Below are 16,713 nucleotides of genomic sequence, written 5' to 3' on the forward strand. Positions count from 1 at the left end.
CGTACGAAGGGACCTCCTCCGTGTCAGTCGATCCGTCCGCGATCCCGAATTTCGGTGGCCCACCGGAGCGGAAGCCGGGTGACCAGCCGCAGCAGCGGAAGCCGTCCGCGCCGATCCTGCCGAACCCTGACCTGGTCAAGCAGGTCCTGGAGCGCATGAAGCTGAAGTACGTCGTGGACAAGCAGGGCGACGTCGTCGCGCCGTGGAAGGACTTCCGCACCTACTTCATGTTCCGCGGCGAGAAGGCGCAGCGGATCCTGTCGGTGCGGACCTTCTACGACCGCAGACACGGCATCGACGACAAGCCGCTGCTGCTGGAGAGCGTGGACGAGTGGAACCACACGACGCTGTGGCCGAAGGTCTCCACGCACACCAACGACGACGGGACCGTCCGGCTGGTCGGCGAGGTGCCGATGCTCATCGGCGCGGGGGTCGGCTTCGACCACTTCGTCGCCAGCGTGGCCAGTTGGGTCCGGGCCGGGATCGAGTTCGACAAGTGGCTCGTCGAGCGGCTCGGCCTGGAGAAGGACATCGAGTCGGACGGCGGCGACGGTGGCGGCGACGGGACCGGTGACGGTGACGGGGACGGCGCGGGGGACCCGGCGTGATCGTCGCCTTCTCGGTGACCCCGATCGGCTCCGGCGAGGACGTGGGGGAGGCGGTCGCCGAGGCCGTCCGGGTGGTCCGCGCCTCGGGGCTGCCGAACCGTACGGACGCGATGTTCACCTCGCTTGAGGGCGACTGGGACGAGGTGATGGACGTGGTGAAGCGCGCCGTCGAGGCCGTCGAGGCACGTGCCGGGCGCGTCAGCCTGGTCCTGAAGGCCGACATCCGCGCGGGCGTCACGGACGGCCTGACGGCCAAGGTGGAGCGCGTCGAGACCCTGCTGCGCTGACACCCGCCCGCCCTGTGAGAACGGCCCGCGCCCCGGACAGGGACGCGGGCCGGTTCGTAGCGTGCCGCAGCGTGTCAGCCCTGTGCGGGCGTCGCGTCCGCGACGCGCGCGGCGGTGAGGCGGCCGTCGTGCTGGTACTCGATGAGGACGTTGTCGTCCGGCGCGAACAGCCAGATGTCGTCACTCGTGGCGAGCACCTGCTCGGCGTGCGCGGCCACGCTTTCGGCGGGGAGCGCGAGGGACGGTACGCCGAGGTTGCCCCACGTGATCACCACGAGCGAGTCCGCCTCGACGTATGTCCTGACGAACGCGGCGAGGCCTCGCGCGGCTTGGTCCCAGTCGTCCGTGAAGTCCTGTCGGATGTTCGGACAGCTGTCCCAGTCGAGAGCGCCCCAGCGTGTGGCGGGAAACCGGCGCAGGCTCACCCCGTAGAACGCCTGACTCTCCGGCCAGGTGGGGACGAACGAGTCCGCCCGCTCCCTCTCGGACAGGCTCCCCAGGAGGTCGTCGAGGGCCTCGGGGAAGACGTACGGGACGGCCTTTTCTTCATGTCGCCGTGTCAAGCCCGTATTCCTGCTTGAGATATCTCAGGTACTCGACCTGCGAACCGTTCAGCTTCCCTTCGTCCAGAGCGGCGAGCGCTTCCAACATGACGCCCTGCAAACCACCGGTCGAATCGAGCTCGCCGAGGGCATGCAGCTCGCTCTCCCTGCATACGTCGTCGCTTTCGGTCGCCGCCGCTGCGGCCAGTACTCCCGCCACTGTCAGCAACTCGCCTGTACCGAAGGCCGTCACCCAGTCGGTCACGGTTTCGCAGGCTTCGTTTCGTTCGGCGGGCGATGACGAGGTCAGACCTCGGACCAGTGCCAACAGTGCCGGGCTTCCCACAGCCACTCGTTCACCTCCGGGGCGGCACAGCCCGACGAATCCGCACAGCCGGGGGATGGGCGTGTCGTGCCGCAGTCGGATCGTAGGGGTCCTCGGCGTTCTGCGGACGGCCGGAGGGCAGAGGTTTTCCGCCCAGTCTTCGCACTTCCGTCCGAACTGACTTCACCGGCTTTCGTCTGATGCGCGATTCGAGCCGGGGGCGCCGTTCCGGAGGTCGGCCCGCGTGAACTTCAGGCGGTACTGCGTCGGGGACCTGTTGTGCTGACCGCCGAAGTTGTATGAGCGTGGCCCGTTCCGCCCGCCGTCGCCCGGCGTGGCGGTTCCGCCGTTCACGCCTCCAGCCAGTTCCATTCCGGGTCGAGGGAGAACCTGTCGATGACGTCCTGGAACGGCACGAACTCCTCGGCGTTCGTGTCCAGCACGCCGTCGAGCCCCGGGAGCACGGCGAACAGCAGTGCCCGCACACAGGCCACGCCCGCGTACTCCACAGTGATCGCTTTGACCTCGCCGACGATGCCCTTCACCTGCTCGATCTCCTCGGCGTCGTACTCGGTGAGCACATCGTCCGAGACATCGATCCCGAAGCGGCAGCCGCCACGATCGACGTACTCGAAGAACGGCCCGTTCTGCCGATTTCCCGCGGCCCGCAGCCGCTCCGCGAGCACACGATGGCTTTCCGGCGGGCTCAGCAACACGATGGTGGGCCGCACGTCCTGTACCCCTTCCCGCCGGAGCACCGCCTCGGGTCGCGGTGACGTCCACCCGCACGTTCCTGTCTCCTGTGACCATGATTCCGGCCTGTTCCGGACCTCGGACGACGCTGCCCCCCCCGGGGGGGGGGAGGAGGAGGCGGACGATCACCGCGACGGCACAGCTCGCCGCGGTGCCAGGGGTGCCGTGCGGGAAGCTGTCTGGGTCCTCTATCCGCCTTCCGGCCACAGGCGCGCCGCCGCCTGCCTCACCCGTTCCCCGAACTGCTCCTCGCCGATCTCCTCGGGTTCCCGCAGTGCCGGGTCCGGTTCGAAGTCCTCCAGCACGTAGAAGACTTCATCCAGTGCCGCGTTCAGAGGGCCTCGCACACGTTCACCGGCGGCAAGGGCGGCACGCCGGGCTGCGAGCCACTCATGGGTGAAGTCGGCGGGAGTTGTCTGCTGAGCGAGCAGTCCTCGGATCAGCCGCAGCTGCTGGGCCGTGGCGGCGTGCGGTGGGACCGAGTCTGCTGCCGCCCAGGAACGGTGCACCGGCGGTAGGGACCGACTCACGTCGGCGAGGATCACCGCATTGTTCACACGTGAACTGGCGTGGTGCCAGAACGCTGCTCTGAGCCGGTCGTTCTCCGGAAAGGCGGCAGCCGCGAACTCCGGCGTTCCTCCGAGCAGTGCGTAGCCGAACGGCGTGGCCAGGAGGCAGCCCGAACGGTCCGGTGTCGATGCGAACAGCCACGGACCACTGTCTCCGGCGATGTCGAGTGCCGTCCCGGTTGGCGCGACAGAGGACGGTGTCGGCCAGTTTGCCGGGTCGTCCGTTCTCGTGAGGAGCAGGCGGTCGGCCCGAAGCGCACCGGCACCCCGGATCAGGCGTCCGAGCAGATCGGTCGGGATCGTCCGTGTCGTCAGGAAGGGGGCAACCGCGGCGCCGTACTGCGCCACCCAGTCCGGGGAGAACAGGACCGCCCCGGAGGGGCGGAGTTCCAGCGGGGGCTGCTCGACGTGTTGGGGAGTGGTCGATTCACTGGCCATGGTGTCAGGTGAGGAATCCTCTCGACGATGCCACGGAACTGATTCTCGCCCAGCCGCCAGCCGGACCAGAACCTGCCGTCGGCGCGGAGCGTGACCATCAGATTGGTCGTGGGGTCGATGAAGCCCACGCCTGTTCTCTGGTTGCGGTAATTGAAGCGGTAGATCCGGGTACCGGGAGCCACCATGTGCTTCGGTCACCGGGACACGGCACAACTCGCCACGGCGACCAGCGGGGCGCCGATGACCAGGGCGCAGCCCAGTGTCGCGAGAAGGCGGGTGAGGAACATGGAACTCCTTGTGCGTCGGGCGACTCGGCCGTCATGCAACGGCGCGTTGTCCGTAGAGAGATGACAACAGGTCGTTCATTACGGCATGAGCGGAGAGGATTCCCCGGGCCCGGTCGGGTCTGCCCGGCGGACGAGTGCCCACAGGGCGTCCACGGCGGCATCGGCCTCGGTGCGGCAGGCGGCCCGTTCGGTGACCGGTACCCGGTCGTCGGCCGCGCGCGCCAGTGCGGGGAACAGGCGGTCGCTCACGGCGCGCAGTTCCGGTCCTCCGTCGCCGAGTGCGGCGAGCCGCGCGACGAGGCTGCCGGGGAGGAGACGCGGCCACCGCCACCGACGTCACGGTGCTGAACCCGAGCATGGCGGTCGGCGCCGGCTCGCTCATCAGCACCCCGCACGACCTGAACGTCTTCTACGCCGCGCTGTTCGGCGGCGAACTGCTGCCCCCGGCGCAGCTGGACGAGATGACGGCCACCGTCGAGGCGCCCGCACTGGGCCTGCGCTACGGCCTCGGCGTCGGCGAGCTGCCCCTGCCGTGCGGCGGCGGCTACTTCGGCCACCCCGGCGAACTGCTCGGCTTCCGCACCTGGGTCGGCACCACCCTGGACGGCACCAGGACCGCCACGGTGTACGCCACCAGCGACGGCGGCCCGACACGCAGCAGGCCATGCGCGACCTCGTGGAGCAGCACCTGTGCGGGGCCGACTCCTAGGACCGCCGGGCGACGGCGACGGCGCCGGGGGCGTCAGCGGGTGAGCGGGGTGGCGCCGGTGGCGGCCAGGGACAGGTCCCACAGCCGCGCGGCCGATTCCCGGTCGATCGCGTACGCGCGGACGCCGCCGTCGTCCATGGGCGCGTCGGGGTCGGCGACGGGCGCGACGTCGCAGTCCTCCAGGTAGAGGCCGCCGCGGTCGGCGAGGAGGGGGGAGGTCGCGGCCCACAGGCCGGTGGCGGCGCCCTGGGACGGGGACTTGAAGCCTTCGCCCACGACCGTGCCGTGCTCGTCCACCCAGCCGCGGTCGATCTGTTCCTGGAGCGCCATGTCGCGCTGGAGGCCGGTGATGATCCGGCCCGGGTGGAGCGCGAAGGCCCGGACGCCGTCCGCCCGTCCGAGGGTGTCGAGGTGCACGGCGAAGAGGGCGTTGGCGGTCTTGGCCTGGCCGTAGGCGAGCCACTTGTCGTAGCCGGTGCGGAAGTGCGGGTCGTGCCAGCGGATGTCGGTCAGCGCGTGGCCCGCCGAGCTGTTGACCACGACGCGCGCGCCACCGGCGGCGGCCAGGAGCGGGTACAGCTCGCAGGCGAGGGCGAAGTGGCCGAAGTGGTTGGCGGTGAGCTGGCTCTCCCAGCCGGGCCCGACGCGCCGTTCCGGGGTGGCCATGACACCGGCGACGGCCAGGAGCAGGTCGAGCCGGGGCAGCGTGCCGCTGATCCGCGCGGCGGCGGCGCGCACGCTGCCGAGGTCGGCGAGGTCCAGCGGGACGACCTCGGCGCCCCGCACGTCCGCGAGCGCGGCGCGCGCGACGTCGGGGCGGCGTGCCGGGACGACGACGCGGGCCCCCGCCGCCGTCAGGGCGCGGGTGGTCTCCAGGCCGAGCCCCGCGTAGCCGCCGGTCACGACGGCGCAGGCGCCGGAGAGGTCGAGCCCTGCGACGACGTCCCGGGCCGTGCTGGTGGCGGAGAAGGGCGAGCCGAGCGGGCGCTGGTCGATGCTGTTCATGCCGCCGACGCTACGATCTCGACCAAGGTCTAGCTCAAGTCCCGGGGAGCGGCACATGACGACGACCGGCTCTCCCGCCGAGCCGCTGGCCATCGGCGAGGTGGCCGCGCGGACCGGCCTCAGCGTGCACGCCCTGCGCCTGTACGAGCGCGAGGGCCTGCTGGTCGGGCCGGTCGGCCGCACCTCGGGCGGTCGTCGGCGGTACACCGCGGCCGACGTCGAGTGGCTCCTGATCTGCGTCAAGCTGCGGGAGTCGGGGATGCCGCTGGCCGACCTCAAGCGGTTCGCCGAGCTGGTGCGGCAGGGGCCGGGCAACGAGGCGGAGCGTCTGCGGCTCCTCGACGCCCACCGGCGGCGCGTCGAGGCGCAGATCCGGGCGCTGGAGGAGTGCCGCTCCGTCATCGCCTGGAAGGTCGGCGTCTACGCCGAGCACCTCGCCCGCGGCGAGGCGGACGGGCTCTGGGACCCGACGGCCTGAGCGCGGGGACCGCACGCTCCGGTCAGCGCAGCGACCTGGAGGCGTCACGGTACGTCTCGGCCGCCGCGCGGAAGTAGGCCGCCGCGCCCTCGCGTTGCGCCGCGTCCAGGCCGCCGAGCGCCCGGCCGATCGGCTCCCTGACCGCCGCCAGGATCTCCGCCAGGCGGTCGGGGACGGCCCCCGTGCTCTCGACCAGGACCCGGCGCCGGTCCGCCGGGTCGGGGACGCGGCGGGCGGCGCCCGTGGCCTCCAGTCGGTCCACGAGCCGGGTGGTGGCGCCGGTGGTCAGGCCGAGGCGCCGGGCCAGCTCGCCGCTGGTGAGCGGCCCGTCGAGGGCGAGGACGTTCCACGCCTGGTAGTCGGTGGCGCCGACGCCCACCGCGTCGGCCGCGGACAGGTGGAACAGGACGATCGACGCGACGTAGCGGCGGTAGTCCGCCGACAGGTCGGAGGACGCGGGCATGACCGGCTCCTTGACTGATACCTGCACCGATGCAACTATTGCATCAATGCGGATATGGTAACTCGAAAGAAGAGGTGTGTCATGGGTTCCGTCGCTCGGGAGGACACGGTCGAGGACGCGCTGGACCGTATCGCCGCCGCCTGGGGCACCGGCGACGCGGTCGCGTACGCGCGGGAGTTCACCGAGGACGCCAGCTATGTGATCTACATCGGCCAGGCGTACCGGGGGCGGGCGGAGATCGAACGGGCGCACGTGCCCGTCTTCGCGAAGTGGCAGAAGGGCAGCCGCATGGGCTACCGCGTCGTGGACGTACGGCCGGTGGGCCGGGACGCCGCCGTCGTCCTGACCGAGGGCGGCGTCGGGCGGCCGGGCCGCGTCCGGCTGGACAAGGTGCAGACGTACGCGATGGTGCGGGGCGCGGACGGGCGTTGGCGCTGCGCCGCGTTCCAGAACACCAGGAAGAACCGGCTGTTGCTGCGCCTCACCGGGCTGTTCGAGCGGCGCTGAACGTCGGTCAGGCCAGGCCGTTCCAGCCCCACCGGGGCGTGGGCCCCGGCTCGCCGAGGTCCGTGCCGACCGGATCGGCCGAGACGTCGCGGGCGATGCGCGTGCCCCAGTCGAAGTACTCCAGGACGCGGCGCCGCAGCTCCGCGTCGTCCGGCAGCTCATCGGCCACTGCGTCGGCCATCAACTCCATCCACCTGACGCGCTGTTCCTCGGTGATCGAGCGGCCGAGGTGGGCGCGCAGGAGGGCCTGGTGGCCGCCGTGGTCGGCGGTGAAGTCCTCGGGGCCGCCGAAGACTTCGGCGAGCCAGACGGCGACGTGCTCGATGTGCGTGCGCGTGAAGTCGGCGAAGACGGGGGCGAGGAGCGGGTCGGCGAGCACGCCGTCGTAGAAGGTGTTGCTCAGGCGGCGGAGGGCGTCCGTGCCGCCCACCGCCTCGTGCAGCGTTGCGCGGCGCGGAGCCGGGGAGACGACGGCGGTGTGCGCGTAGTGCTTCATCTCCTCGATGTCCCCGATCCAGCCGCGGACGGCGGCCAGGAACGGCGGGAAGTACGGGCCGCCCCGGAACCCCTGCTCGTGGTCGGCGACCGAGGTCCACTCGATGCGCAGGACGTAGCGCTCGGGCTCCTCGACGCCGTGGGACAGCTCGTACGCCAGGCACTGCGGCGCCAGGTCCAGCTGAGCGGCGGCGGTCGCGTACGCCTGCTCGAACGCGGTCCTGCGGTCCTGTTCCGGTATGCGGTAGCGGATGTACTCGACGATCACGGTGATCCTCCCGGCGTTCACTTCCGCCCCATGCTTCACCCTTCCCGCCCGTGAATCGAGGCGTTCCCCTCGCGGCTCACCAAGCGGAGGGGGCGGCTCCGGATCTCAGGGCGCGGCGGGGAGCGCGCCGGTCACGACGGTGGTCACCGTGCGGTGGACGTCGGCCGGGGTCGGCGGGGCGCCGGTGCGGTCGGCGTAGAGGAGGTGGGCGGCGCCGATCAGGGTCGGGGCGAGGACGTCCACGGCGGCGCCCGGCACGACGCGGCCCCCGGCGCGCTCGGCGGCCAGGTAGGCGGCCAGGGCGGTCGTCGCCTCGGTGAGGACGGGGATGCCCCGGGGCGTGTCGGCGCGTAGCCGGGCGCGCAGGTCGTCGCGGAAGGTGATCAGGGCGACCAGCGCGACCGTCACGGGGCCGAAGAAGCCGACGAGCGCGTCGGCGAGGTTGTCCTCGACGGTGCCGGTGCCCGCGCGGTCGCGCAGGGCGGTGGCCGCGGCCTCGACGCGGGCGGCGGCGCGGTCGGCGACGAGGGCGGCGAGGAACGCGTCGAAGTCGGCGAAGTGCCGGTGCAGGACGCCCTTGGCGCAGCCCGCCTCGGCGGTGACGGCCCTGCTGGTCAGCGCGTGCGGGCCGTCGCGGAGCAGGACGCGCTCCGCCGCGTCGAAGAGCTGCTGGCGTGCGTCGCGCAGGGCGACTCCTGTCGGCACGCGGGTCCTCCCGGTTGACGAGTGGGCAAGCGCCCATTCATAGTGGGCGTATGCCCACCCTACCGCCCGACCGGCCGCGCCGGTCGCACGAACTGCGCGCCGTCGCCGAGTCGTTCGGCATCGACGCCGCCCGCTACGACCGCGCCCGCCCCCGCTACCCCCGCGCCCTGATCGAGCGGATCGCGGAGGCCGCGGCGCCCGGCCGCGCCGTGCTCGACGTCGGCTGCGGCACCGGCATCGCCTCCCGGCAGCTGCGGGCGGCGGGCTGCCGGGTGCTCGGCGTCGAGACGGACGCGCGGATGGCCGAGGTGGCGCGGCGCCTCGGCGACGCCGTGGAGGTGGCGGCGTTCGAGGACTGGCGGCCGGAGGGGCGCGTGTTCGACGCGGTGGTCGCGGGTCAGGCGTGGCACTGGATCGCCCCGGCCGCCGGGGCGGTCAAGGCGGCGGGCGTCCTGCGGCCCGGCGGGCTGCTCGCGCCGTTCTGGAACGCGTTCGCCTTCCCGCCCGAGCTGGCGGACGATGTGGCCGCCGTCCTCGAACGCGCCCTGCCAGGCGCGCCGTTCGACGTCGCGGCCATGGCCAGGGGCGACCTCGGCGGTCACGACGCGCTGACCGCCGCGGCCGTCGAGGGGATACGCGCGAGCGGCGCGTTCGCCGAGCCGCGGCACTGGCGGTACGCGTGGGAGCTGACGTACACCCGCGACGCGTGGCTCGACCAGATGCCGACCCAGGGCGCGTTCACGCGCCTGCCGCCCGACGCCCTCGCGGCGGTCCTGGACGGCGTCGGGGCCGCGATCGACGCGCGGGGCGGCGTGTTCACCGTGCGGTACGAGACGGTGGCCGTCGCCGCGACCAGGACCGACGCTTGACCTCAAGGACGCTTGAACTCCTACGGTTGCCCCATCGACACACCGTGAGGAAGGAAGAGCGATGACGCAGCACGACGCCGCCGACGCCGCGCTGGCCGCACAGCCGGCCGCCTACTGGACGGGGGTGGCCTACGAGGCCGTCATCGCGTTCATCCGCGCCCAGCAGGCACTGCACGGCTTCACGCAGCCCCAGTTCTGGCTGCTGCGCAACCTGTCGCGGCACGACATCTCGCCCGACGGCGAGGGGATGACCGTCCCCGAACTCCGCGCCGCCATGCGGTCGTACCTGCGCCCCGAGGACGACCTCGTGGCCGAGTCGGCCGTCCTGGTGGCGCGCGGCTGGCTCACGAGGGACGGCGACGGGCGGCTGTGGATCACCGAGGCGGGCGAGGAGGCGCGGCTGCGGCTGAAGAAGGAGGCCCCCGGCATCCGCGACGCCATCCACGAGGGCATCGACGACGCCGACTACGTGACGACCGTGAAGGTCCTCCAGCGGATGATCCGCAACACCGGAGGCGCCCAGGACTGAGCCCCCTCCTCATCGTTGGCGTGACCAATGGAATCGGCGTATAGTTGGCGAGGCCAATATTGGATCGCCCAATGAGGGGGACGTCATGTCCACGGACACCCTGCCCGCCGACCGCGCCGAGATCGCCGACCTGCTCACCCGCCTCGCCCGGCTGATCGACGAGAAGCGGTGGGACGACGCGGGCACCGTCTACGCCGACGACATCGCCGTCCACTCGCCGCGCGGGGGCGAACTCCGCGGCCTGGACGAGGTCGTCGCCTTCATGAAGCGGGCCGAGGTCGCGGGCGAGCACACCCAGCACGTCACCACCGACCTCCTCGTGGAGGTCCAGGGCGACCACGCCTCCGCCGCCGCCAACTCGCTCGTCTTCTTCCACCGTGACGGGCAGGCGCCCCACCTGACGAGCGGCCTGCGGCTCGACTCCGCCCTCACGAGGACACCGGCGGGCTGGCGGATCAGCGAATGGCGCATCACCCTCGCCTGGACGCGGGCGGGTTGACGGGGCGCGCAGGCGGGGCCCAGGACCGGGAATGGTCCTGGGCCCCGTCCGGTTGACACGTCAGCAACCGACCTTCCCGAGGAGCCGACATGCCCGAGCAGCCCGACGAGTCCCCGGTCCGCGAACTCCGCCTGGTGGTCACCGCCGCCGACTACGACGCGGCGCTGCACTTCTACCGGGACGTCCTCGGCCTGCCGGAGCGCGGCGCGTTCGCCTCCGCCGACGGACGCGTCACCATCCTCGACGCGGGCCGCGCCACCCTGGAGCTGACCGATCCGAACCACGCCGCGTTCATCGACGACGTCGAGGTCGGACGCCGCGTCGCCGGGCACATCCGCGTCGCCCTCCAGGTGGACGACTCCACCGCCACCACGGCGAAGCTGGCCGACGCCGGGGCCGAGGTCGTCGCCCCACCGACGCGCACGCCCTGGAACTCGCTCAACTCCCGGCTGGAGGCGCCCGGCGCCCTCCAACTGACCCTGTTCACCGAGCTGGACGACGAGGGCGCCCCCGCCTGACCCCCACCCCCCGGTCGGTAGGCTGCGGCACACGACCCGAACTCCCGCCGGAGGAAACGCCGATGACCGGCACGAGCCACCCCTGGCCGATCGAGGTCCCGCCCGCCCTCGCCGCCTCCTGGACACGGCACCTCGGCGACGACGGGACGGCCCACGCCGCCACGCTGCCCGCCCTCCTCGGCGACCTCATCGACCGCTGGGACCTTCGCCCCGACGGGACGCCCGCCACGGGCGAAGCCTCCTTCGTCCTGCCCGTGCTCCGCCGCGACGGCACCCGCGCCGTCCTCAAGGCCCAGCCGCCGCGCGAGGAGACCACCGCCGCGCTCCTCGGCCTGCGCACCTGGCGGGGCAACGGCATCGTGCGGCTCCTGGACCACGACCCGGCGAGCAGCACCATGCTCCTGGAACGGCTGGACGACACCCGCACCCTCGCCTCCGTCGCGGACGACGACACCGCGACGGGCATCCTCGCCGCGCTCCAGGCCCGGCTGGTCGCCCTCCCCGCGCCGCCGGGGCTGCGCACCCTCCACGACATCGCCGCCGCGATGCTCGACGCGACACCACGCGCCGCCACGGCCCTCGCCGACCCGGCCGAACGGCGCCTCCTGCACGACTGGGCCGCGGCCGTCGCCGAACTGCACGGCACCTCGGGCGACCGGCTCCTGCACTGGGACCTGCACCACGGCAACGTCCTCGCCGCGGACCGCGAGCCCTGGCTCGCCATCGACCCGGAACCCCTCGCCGGAGACCCCGGCTTCGACCTGTGGCCCGCCCTCGACAGCCGCTGGGACGACGTCGTCGTGCCGGGCGGCGTCCACCGCGTGGTGCGCCGCCGCTTCGACCAGCTCACCGAGGCCCTCGGCCTGGACCGCGACCGCGCGACCGGCTGGACGCTCGGGCGCCTGCTCCAGAACGCGCTGTGGGACGTCGAGGACGGCGAGACCGCCCTCGCCCCGCCCGCCGTCGCCCTCGCCGAGGCGCTGACGGACCGCTGAGCGCCGCGCCCCGACGCAGAACGCCCCCGTACCAGCTCGTGGCCGGTACGGGGGCGCCCTGTCCCCGTGGAAGGGCTCAGACGGCGGCGACCGTGACCGGCGCCGCCTCCTCCGCGAAGTGGCACGCGACCGGGTGGCCCTGGCCCCGGTCCTTCAGCTCAGGCGTCTCCGTCGCGCAGATGTCCCGCGCCTTCCAGCAGCGCGTCCGGAAACGGCAGCCGCTCGGCGGGTCGAGCGGGCTGGGCACGTCGCCGGTCAGCACCGTACGGCGGCGCTGCCGCTCCTTGCGCGGGTCGGCCAGCGGCGCGGCCGACAGCAGCGCCTGCGTGTACGGGTGCGACGGGCGCTCGTACACGTCCTGCCGCGTGCCCGTCTCCACGATCCGGCCGAGGTACATCACCGCGACGCGGTCCGAGATGTGGCGCACCACGGACAGGTCGTGCGCGATGAACACGTACGCCACGCCCAGGCGGTCCTGGAGGTCCTCCAGGAGGTTCACCACACCCGCCTGCACCGACACGTCGAGCGCGGAGACCGGCTCGTCCAGCACCAGCAGCTTCGGGTTCAGCGCGAGCGCGCGGGCGATGCCGATGCGCTGGCGCTGGCCGCCGGAGAACTCGTGCGGGTACCGGTTGCCGTGCTCGGGGCTCAGGCCGACGAGCGACAGCAGCTCGGCCACCCGCTGCTTGCCGCCGTCGCGGTACTGGCCCTGCACCTTCAGCGGCTCGGCGATGATGTCGTTCACCGGCAGCCGCGGGTTCAGCGAGGCGTACGGGTCCTGGAAGACCATGCCCGCCTTGCGCTGCACCGGACGCAGCTGGCTCGCCGAGAGCCCGGTGATCTCCTCGCCGTCGAACGTGACAGAACCCGACGTCGGCTTGATCAGCTGGAGCAGCGCCCGGCCCGTCGTGGACTTGCCGCAGCCCGACTCGCCGACGACGCCCAGCGTCTCGCCCTCGTTCACCGCGAAGGACACGCCGCTGACCGCCTGGACCTGCCCCACGACCCGGCGGATCAGGCCGCCGCCGCGCACGGGGAAGTTCACCACCAGATCGGTGACGTTCAGCAGTTCCTTCGTCTTCGTCATGGTGGTCATCGGCCCTCCTCGGGTGAGCGGAAGAACGCCGTCGCGTCCTCCGCGGCGGCCAGACGGTCGCTGTGGTGGCAGGCGGCCAGGTGGCCGTCCTCCGTGGTGGTCAGCTCGGGCTCACGCTCGCGGCACACGTCGGTCGCCAGCGGGCAGCGCGGCGAGAACGGGCAGCCCACCGGCAGGCTGATCAGCGACGGCGGGGTGCCGCCGATGGGCCGCAGCCGCCCGTCGCGCTCGCCGTCCAGCGACGGGATGGAGCCCAGCAGACCGGCGGTGTACGGCATCCGCGGCTCGTAGAACACCTGGTCCGTCGAGCCGACCTCGACCGGCTTGCCCGCGTACATGACCAGCGTGCGGTGGGCCATGCCCGCGATCACGCCGAGGTCGTGCGTGATCATGAGGATCGCGGCGTTGACCTCGTCCTTGACCTCAAGGAGCTTCTCCAGGATCTGCGCCTGGACGGTCACGTCGAGGGCCGTGGTCGGCTCGTCGGCGATGATCACGTCCGGGTCGTTGATGATCGCCATCGCGATCATCACGCGCTGCCGCATACCGCCGGAGAACTCGTGCGGGTACGCCTTCAGCCGCTTGTCCGCCTGCGGGATGCCGACGAGGTCGAGCATCTCCTTGGCGCGGGCGAGCGCCTGCTTGCGCGGCACCAGGTGGTGCGCGAGCACGGCCTCGGCGAGCTGGTCGCCGATGGACCGCACCGGGTTCAGCGACGTCATCGGGTCCTGGAAGATCATGGCGATCTTCCGGCCGCGCAGCGCGCGCTGCTCGTTCGGGCGCAGCGCCAGGAGGTCCTGGCCGCGGTAGCGGATGTTGCCGCGCACGCGGGCGCTCTTCGGCAGCAGGCCCATGACGGCCATCGACGACACCGACTTGCCCGAGCCCGACTCGCCGACGATGCCCAGCACCTCACGGGCGTGCAGCGTGTAGTCGATGCCGCGCACGGCCCGGACGAGGCCGTCGTCCGTGGGGAACTCCACCGTCAGGTTCTCGACGGAGAGGATCACCTCGTCCGACGGCGGCTTGGCCTGCGCCAGCGTGAGGGCGTTGTGCACCTCTTCCGCGGCCTCGGTCACGGAGGCGTCGCCGCTCACCGCGGGGGCCGGGATTTTCACAGGGGGGATCTGGGAAGGCATCAGTCACGCACCCGGGTCTGTCGCGGATCGAAGGCGTCACGCAGGCCGTCGCCGATGAAGTTGACCGACAGCGCGATGGCGATGATGAACACGCCCGGCCAGTAGAACAGCCAGGGGCGGACGGTCAGCGCCGTGCGGTAGTCGTTGATCTGGCGGCCGAGCGAGGTGTCGGGCGGCTGGACGCCGAGGTCGAGGAACGACAGCGCCGACTCGGTCAGCACGGCGCTCGCGATCGCCAGCGTGGCCGACACGATGATGATGCCCATGGCGTTGGGCAGGATGTGCTTGAAGATGATCCGACCGGCCGAGGTGCCGACCGAACGGGCCGCCTCCACGTACTCCTTCTCCCGCAGCGACAGCACCTCGCCGCGCACCAGGCGGGCGATCTGCGTCCACAGGCACAGGCCGAGGAAGAGCGCGAAGAGCACCACGCCGCGGTCCGCCACGATGGAGCCGATCAGACCGGCGATCAGCAGCGTCGGGATGGCGATCATGACGTCGGTGACCCGCATCAGGACCGACTCGATCCAGCCGCGGAAGTAGCCCGCGGCGGCACCGATGATCGTGCCGACCAGGGTGGAGACCAGGCCGACGACGATCGCGATCATCAGCGACACCTGCGTGCCGCGCATGGTGAGCGCGAAGTAGTCACGGCCGATGTTGTCCTGGCCGAACGGGTGCTCGCCGAGGTGCACGCCGCCGCCGCCGAGGAAGCTCGGCAGGACGGACAGGGTGGGACCGCCGCCGGTGACGGTGCCGGTCTCGGTGGGCGACTTGTCCCACCAGCCGGGGATCGGTCCCAGGCCGATCGAGCTGATGGACAGCACGACGACCACGAGGAAGAGGAACATCCCGAACAGGGCGCCGCGGTGCCGGAAGAACCGGCGCCTGATCAGCTGACCCTGGGATCGGGCGACGATGGTGAGTCCGTGTGCGGTGGCATTCGCCGCACCCGGCGCCGCCGGGGCCGTTTCCGCCCCGGCCGGCTGCGCGTTACGCGTCATGGGCCAGTCTCCTTTACGACAGGCGGATACGGGGGTCGAGGAAGGCGTAGGCGATGTCGGCGACCATGTTGAACAGGACGATCGCGCCACCGCTGACCACGTAGAACGCCATGATCGGCATCGGGTCGCCCTCCCTGATGCCGTCGAACAGCATGCTGCCCATCGCCGACCAGCCGAAGACCTGCTCGGTGACGACGGCGCCGCCGACGATCGTGCCGATGTCGTAGGCGATCAGGGTGGTGATGGGGATCAGGCCGTTGCGCAGCACGTGCCGGGTGACCACGGCGCGCTCGCTCAGGCCCTTGGCCCGGCCGGTGCGCACGTAGTCCTGGTTCATGACCTCCAGCATGCTCGCCCGCGTGTAGCGCGTGTAGGTGGCGAGCGAGATGAGGACCAGGGCCAGGGTCGGCAGCGCGAGGTGGCCGAACGAGTCGAGGCCGCTCTCCCAGAACGTGCCCTCGTAGTTCGGCGTCTCGGCGCCCACGGTCGAGATCGGCCGGTTGTTGACCGAGGCGCTGTAGCTCTGGAACGACGAGAGCATCCGGTCCACGAAGATCACGGCGCCGGTGAACACACCGGTCAGGACGGCGGCCGGGATGGCGTTGCGCCGGTAGAGGTCGCCACCGAGGAACCAGCCGATGGCGAAGCAGATGCCGACCGTGACCAGGAGCAGCAGCACGATCGTGAGCAGCTGCGGGTCGTCCAGCACCGGGTCGAGCGCGAAGTACGCGACGATGCCGACGGCGGCGGCGATCAGGGCTGCCTGGAGCGGCGGCTTCCACTCGAGACCGCTGACCAGCGTCGTGAAGCCGATGGCGCCGCCGATGGCGGTCAGCGCGACGACGATCGGGCCGAGGCTGGGGTCGGAGAACCACTCGGTGGCCGACAGCACGGACAGCAGGATCGCCATCGCGGCGGTGGAGCTCACGAACGCGGTGATGCGGGAGCGGCGGTCGCCGACGACGACCCCGCCGCAGAACAGGCCGGTGATCAGCGCGATACCGCCGATGAACAGCGGCGATATGACGGGATCGGCCAGCCAGTCGTTGAAGTCGAGGGCGAGGAACTGCTTCAGCAGCGTGCCGACCCAGAACAGGGGCAGCGAGAAGCAGACGAACGCGATGAACGTCACGGTCTGGTCCAGCGCCGAGTACTGCCGCAGCGCGGAGATGACACCGATCGTGATGCCGATGATGATCGCGAGGACGGTGGCGCCGGTGATCAGCTGGAGCGTCGCGGAGAACGCGGTCTCCAGCCTCGCGTTGACGTCGAGACCCTGGCGGTTCACGCCCAGGTTCCCGGTCACCGCGTCACTGAGCCAGCGGAAGTACCGCACGAGGACAGGATCTTCGAGATGCATCCGTTCGGTGATGACGCGGATCGCGCTCTCGCGGGCGGTCTCTGGCAGCTGGCGTGCTTCGGCTAGAGGGTCCCTGACGTTGGTCGAAAGGATGAAGACCAACACCGAGGCGGCGAGGAAGACCCAGATCGAGACGAAGAGCCGCCGCGCAATGAAGACGAGCATGGTGCGCTGACTCCAGGTGTTTCAGGGGAGGCGGGGGGGCGGACGTGGCGGTGGAGGGAGCCGCCGGACGCGGAGCGGGGCCGGAGGACATAGGCCCCCC

General features: G+C 71.8%; 22 protein-coding genes and 1 pseudogene. 10 read left to right on the forward strand and 13 right to left on the reverse strand.

Features of this window, described 5'->3' with window-relative positions; translation table 11 throughout:
* Positions 1-20 precede the first annotated feature (20 nt).
* Together IF27_RS03520 and IF27_RS03525 are read left to right on the forward strand one after the other, a co-directional pair.
* A complete protein-coding gene (locus IF27_RS03520) occupies positions 21-608 on the forward strand; it encodes a YbjN domain-containing protein (protein ID WP_052847715.1) in 588 nt (195 codons plus the stop codon).
* Positions 605-895, forward strand: coding sequence for an MTH1187 family thiamine-binding protein (locus IF27_RS03525; protein WP_052847716.1), 291 nt, complete (start codon positions 605-607; stop codon positions 893-895). Before IF27_RS03520 ends, IF27_RS03525 begins: the two co-directional genes overlap by 4 nt.
* A 74-nt stretch (positions 896-969) precedes the next feature.
* On the opposite strand, the gene IF27_RS03530 is transcribed toward IF27_RS03525, so the two are convergent.
* The 5 genes from IF27_RS03530 to IF27_RS31395 form a co-directional block, all read right to left on the reverse strand.
* A complete protein-coding gene (locus IF27_RS03530; protein WP_052847717.1) occupies positions 970-1,458 on the reverse strand; it encodes a CDI toxin immunity protein in 489 nt (162 codons plus the stop codon).
* On the reverse strand, positions 1,442-1,789 hold the full coding sequence (locus IF27_RS03535) for a hypothetical protein (RefSeq protein WP_190232778.1): 348 nt from the start codon (positions 1,787-1,789) through the stop codon (positions 1,442-1,444). Before IF27_RS03535 ends, IF27_RS03530 begins: the two co-directional genes overlap by 17 nt.
* Before the next feature lie 323 nt (positions 1,790-2,112).
* Positions 2,113-2,493 carry a hypothetical protein gene (locus IF27_RS03540; protein ID WP_190232779.1) on the reverse strand — a complete coding sequence of 127 codons (381 nt, stop codon included), beginning with the start codon at positions 2,491-2,493 and terminating at the stop codon, positions 2,113-2,115.
* Between the two features lie 210 nt (positions 2,494-2,703).
* On the reverse strand, positions 2,704-3,522 hold the full coding sequence (locus tag IF27_RS30815; protein WP_190232780.1) for a hypothetical protein: 819 nt from the start codon (positions 3,520-3,522) through the stop codon (positions 2,704-2,706).
* A gap of 365 nt (positions 3,523-3,887) precedes the next feature.
* Positions 3,888-4,058: a hypothetical protein gene (locus IF27_RS31395; protein WP_223290896.1), complete on the reverse strand. Its 171-nt coding sequence runs from the start codon at positions 4,056-4,058 to the stop codon at positions 3,888-3,890.
* Between the two features lie 92 nt (positions 4,059-4,150).
* Between IF27_RS31395 and IF27_RS29900 the strand changes: the two are divergent.
* A pseudogene (locus IF27_RS29900) lies at positions 4,151-4,408 on the forward strand (serine hydrolase); the annotation flags it as partial.
* Between the two features lie 143 nt (positions 4,409-4,551).
* Here IF27_RS29900 and IF27_RS03545 read toward each other — a convergent pair.
* Positions 4,552-5,523: an SDR family NAD(P)-dependent oxidoreductase gene (locus IF27_RS03545; RefSeq protein ID WP_052847727.1), complete on the reverse strand. Its 972-nt coding sequence runs from the start codon at positions 5,521-5,523 to the stop codon at positions 4,552-4,554.
* A 55-nt stretch (positions 5,524-5,578) separates the two neighbouring features.
* On the opposite strand from IF27_RS03545, the gene IF27_RS03550 reads away from it, so the two are divergent.
* A complete protein-coding gene (locus IF27_RS03550) occupies positions 5,579-6,001 on the forward strand; it encodes a MerR family transcriptional regulator (protein ID WP_052847729.1) in 423 nt (140 codons plus the stop codon).
* A 22-nt stretch (positions 6,002-6,023) separates the two neighbouring features.
* Here IF27_RS03550 and IF27_RS03555 read toward each other — a convergent pair whose 3' ends face one another.
* The gene (locus tag IF27_RS03555) at positions 6,024-6,464 is read right to left on the reverse strand and encodes a MarR family winged helix-turn-helix transcriptional regulator (protein ID WP_052847731.1); all 441 of its coding nucleotides are present in this window, start codon (positions 6,462-6,464) and stop codon (positions 6,024-6,026) included.
* Between the two features lie 81 nt (positions 6,465-6,545).
* Here IF27_RS03555 and IF27_RS03560 point away from each other — a divergent pair, with 81 nt between their 5' ends.
* Positions 6,546-6,971 carry an SgcJ/EcaC family oxidoreductase gene (locus IF27_RS03560; RefSeq protein ID WP_052847733.1) on the forward strand — a complete coding sequence of 142 codons (426 nt, stop codon included), beginning with the start codon at positions 6,546-6,548 and terminating at the stop codon, positions 6,969-6,971.
* A gap of 7 nt (positions 6,972-6,978) precedes the next feature.
* On the opposite strand, the gene IF27_RS29905 is transcribed toward IF27_RS03560, so the two are convergent.
* Positions 6,979-7,734 carry a globin domain-containing protein gene (locus IF27_RS29905; protein WP_110945524.1) on the reverse strand — a complete coding sequence of 252 codons (756 nt, stop codon included), beginning with the start codon at positions 7,732-7,734 and terminating at the stop codon, positions 6,979-6,981.
* A gap of 105 nt (positions 7,735-7,839) precedes the next feature.
* Positions 7,840-8,439, reverse strand: a complete 600-nt coding sequence (locus tag IF27_RS03570) for a TetR/AcrR family transcriptional regulator (protein ID WP_052847735.1) — start codon at positions 8,437-8,439, stop codon at positions 7,840-7,842.
* A gap of 50 nt (positions 8,440-8,489) precedes the next feature.
* Here IF27_RS03570 and IF27_RS03575 point away from each other — a divergent pair, with 50 nt between their 5' ends.
* The 5 genes from IF27_RS03575 to IF27_RS03595 all read left to right on the forward strand — a co-directional run bounded on the left by IF27_RS03575 (position 8,490) and on the right by IF27_RS03595 (position 11,849).
* Positions 8,490-9,308 (forward strand): class I SAM-dependent methyltransferase, encoded by an 819-nt coding sequence (locus IF27_RS03575; RefSeq protein WP_052847738.1) that lies wholly within the window; start codon positions 8,490-8,492, stop codon positions 9,306-9,308.
* A 61-nt stretch (positions 9,309-9,369) separates the two neighbouring features.
* The gene (locus IF27_RS03580; protein ID WP_052847741.1) at positions 9,370-9,837 is read left to right on the forward strand and encodes a MarR family winged helix-turn-helix transcriptional regulator; all 468 of its coding nucleotides are present in this window, start codon (positions 9,370-9,372) and stop codon (positions 9,835-9,837) included.
* An 85-nt stretch (positions 9,838-9,922) separates the two neighbouring features.
* A complete protein-coding gene (locus IF27_RS03585) occupies positions 9,923-10,336 on the forward strand; it encodes a nuclear transport factor 2 family protein (protein WP_052847743.1) in 414 nt (137 codons plus the stop codon).
* 89 nt (positions 10,337-10,425) lie between these two features.
* Positions 10,426-10,854 (forward strand): VOC family protein, encoded by a 429-nt coding sequence (locus tag IF27_RS03590; protein WP_052847745.1) that lies wholly within the window; start codon positions 10,426-10,428, stop codon positions 10,852-10,854.
* A 62-nt stretch (positions 10,855-10,916) separates the two neighbouring features.
* Positions 10,917-11,849 carry an aminoglycoside phosphotransferase family protein gene (locus IF27_RS03595; RefSeq protein WP_052847748.1) on the forward strand — a complete coding sequence of 311 codons (933 nt, stop codon included), beginning with the start codon at positions 10,917-10,919 and terminating at the stop codon, positions 11,847-11,849.
* A gap of 76 nt (positions 11,850-11,925) precedes the next feature.
* Here IF27_RS03595 and IF27_RS03600 read toward each other — a convergent pair whose 3' ends face one another.
* Genes IF27_RS03600 through IF27_RS03615 form a run of 4 tightly spaced genes read right to left on the reverse strand, consistent with a single transcriptional unit; the run spans position 11,926 to position 16,613 of the window.
* On the reverse strand, positions 11,926-12,945 hold the full coding sequence (locus tag IF27_RS03600) for an ABC transporter ATP-binding protein (protein ID WP_052847751.1): 1,020 nt from the start codon (positions 12,943-12,945) through the stop codon (positions 11,926-11,928).
* The gene (locus IF27_RS03605) at positions 12,942-14,042 is read right to left on the reverse strand and encodes an ABC transporter ATP-binding protein (protein ID WP_223290897.1); all 1,101 of its coding nucleotides are present in this window, start codon (positions 14,040-14,042) and stop codon (positions 12,942-12,944) included. The genes IF27_RS03600 and IF27_RS03605 overlap by 4 nt, the downstream gene beginning before the upstream one ends.
* 41 nt (positions 14,043-14,083) lie before the next feature.
* Positions 14,084-15,088: an ABC transporter permease gene (locus IF27_RS03610; protein WP_052847755.1), complete on the reverse strand. Its 1,005-nt coding sequence runs from the start codon at positions 15,086-15,088 to the stop codon at positions 14,084-14,086.
* 13 nt (positions 15,089-15,101) lie between these two features.
* Positions 15,102-16,613 (reverse strand): ABC transporter permease, encoded by a 1,512-nt coding sequence (locus tag IF27_RS03615; RefSeq protein ID WP_052847757.1) that lies wholly within the window; start codon positions 16,611-16,613, stop codon positions 15,102-15,104.
* Between the last annotated feature and the right edge of the window lie 100 nt (positions 16,614-16,713).

Origin of the sequence: Streptomyces avicenniae, from assembly GCF_000719135.1 — a bacterium.
Classification (GTDB): Bacteria; Actinomycetota; Actinomycetes; order Streptomycetales; family Streptomycetaceae; genus Streptomyces; species Streptomyces avicenniae.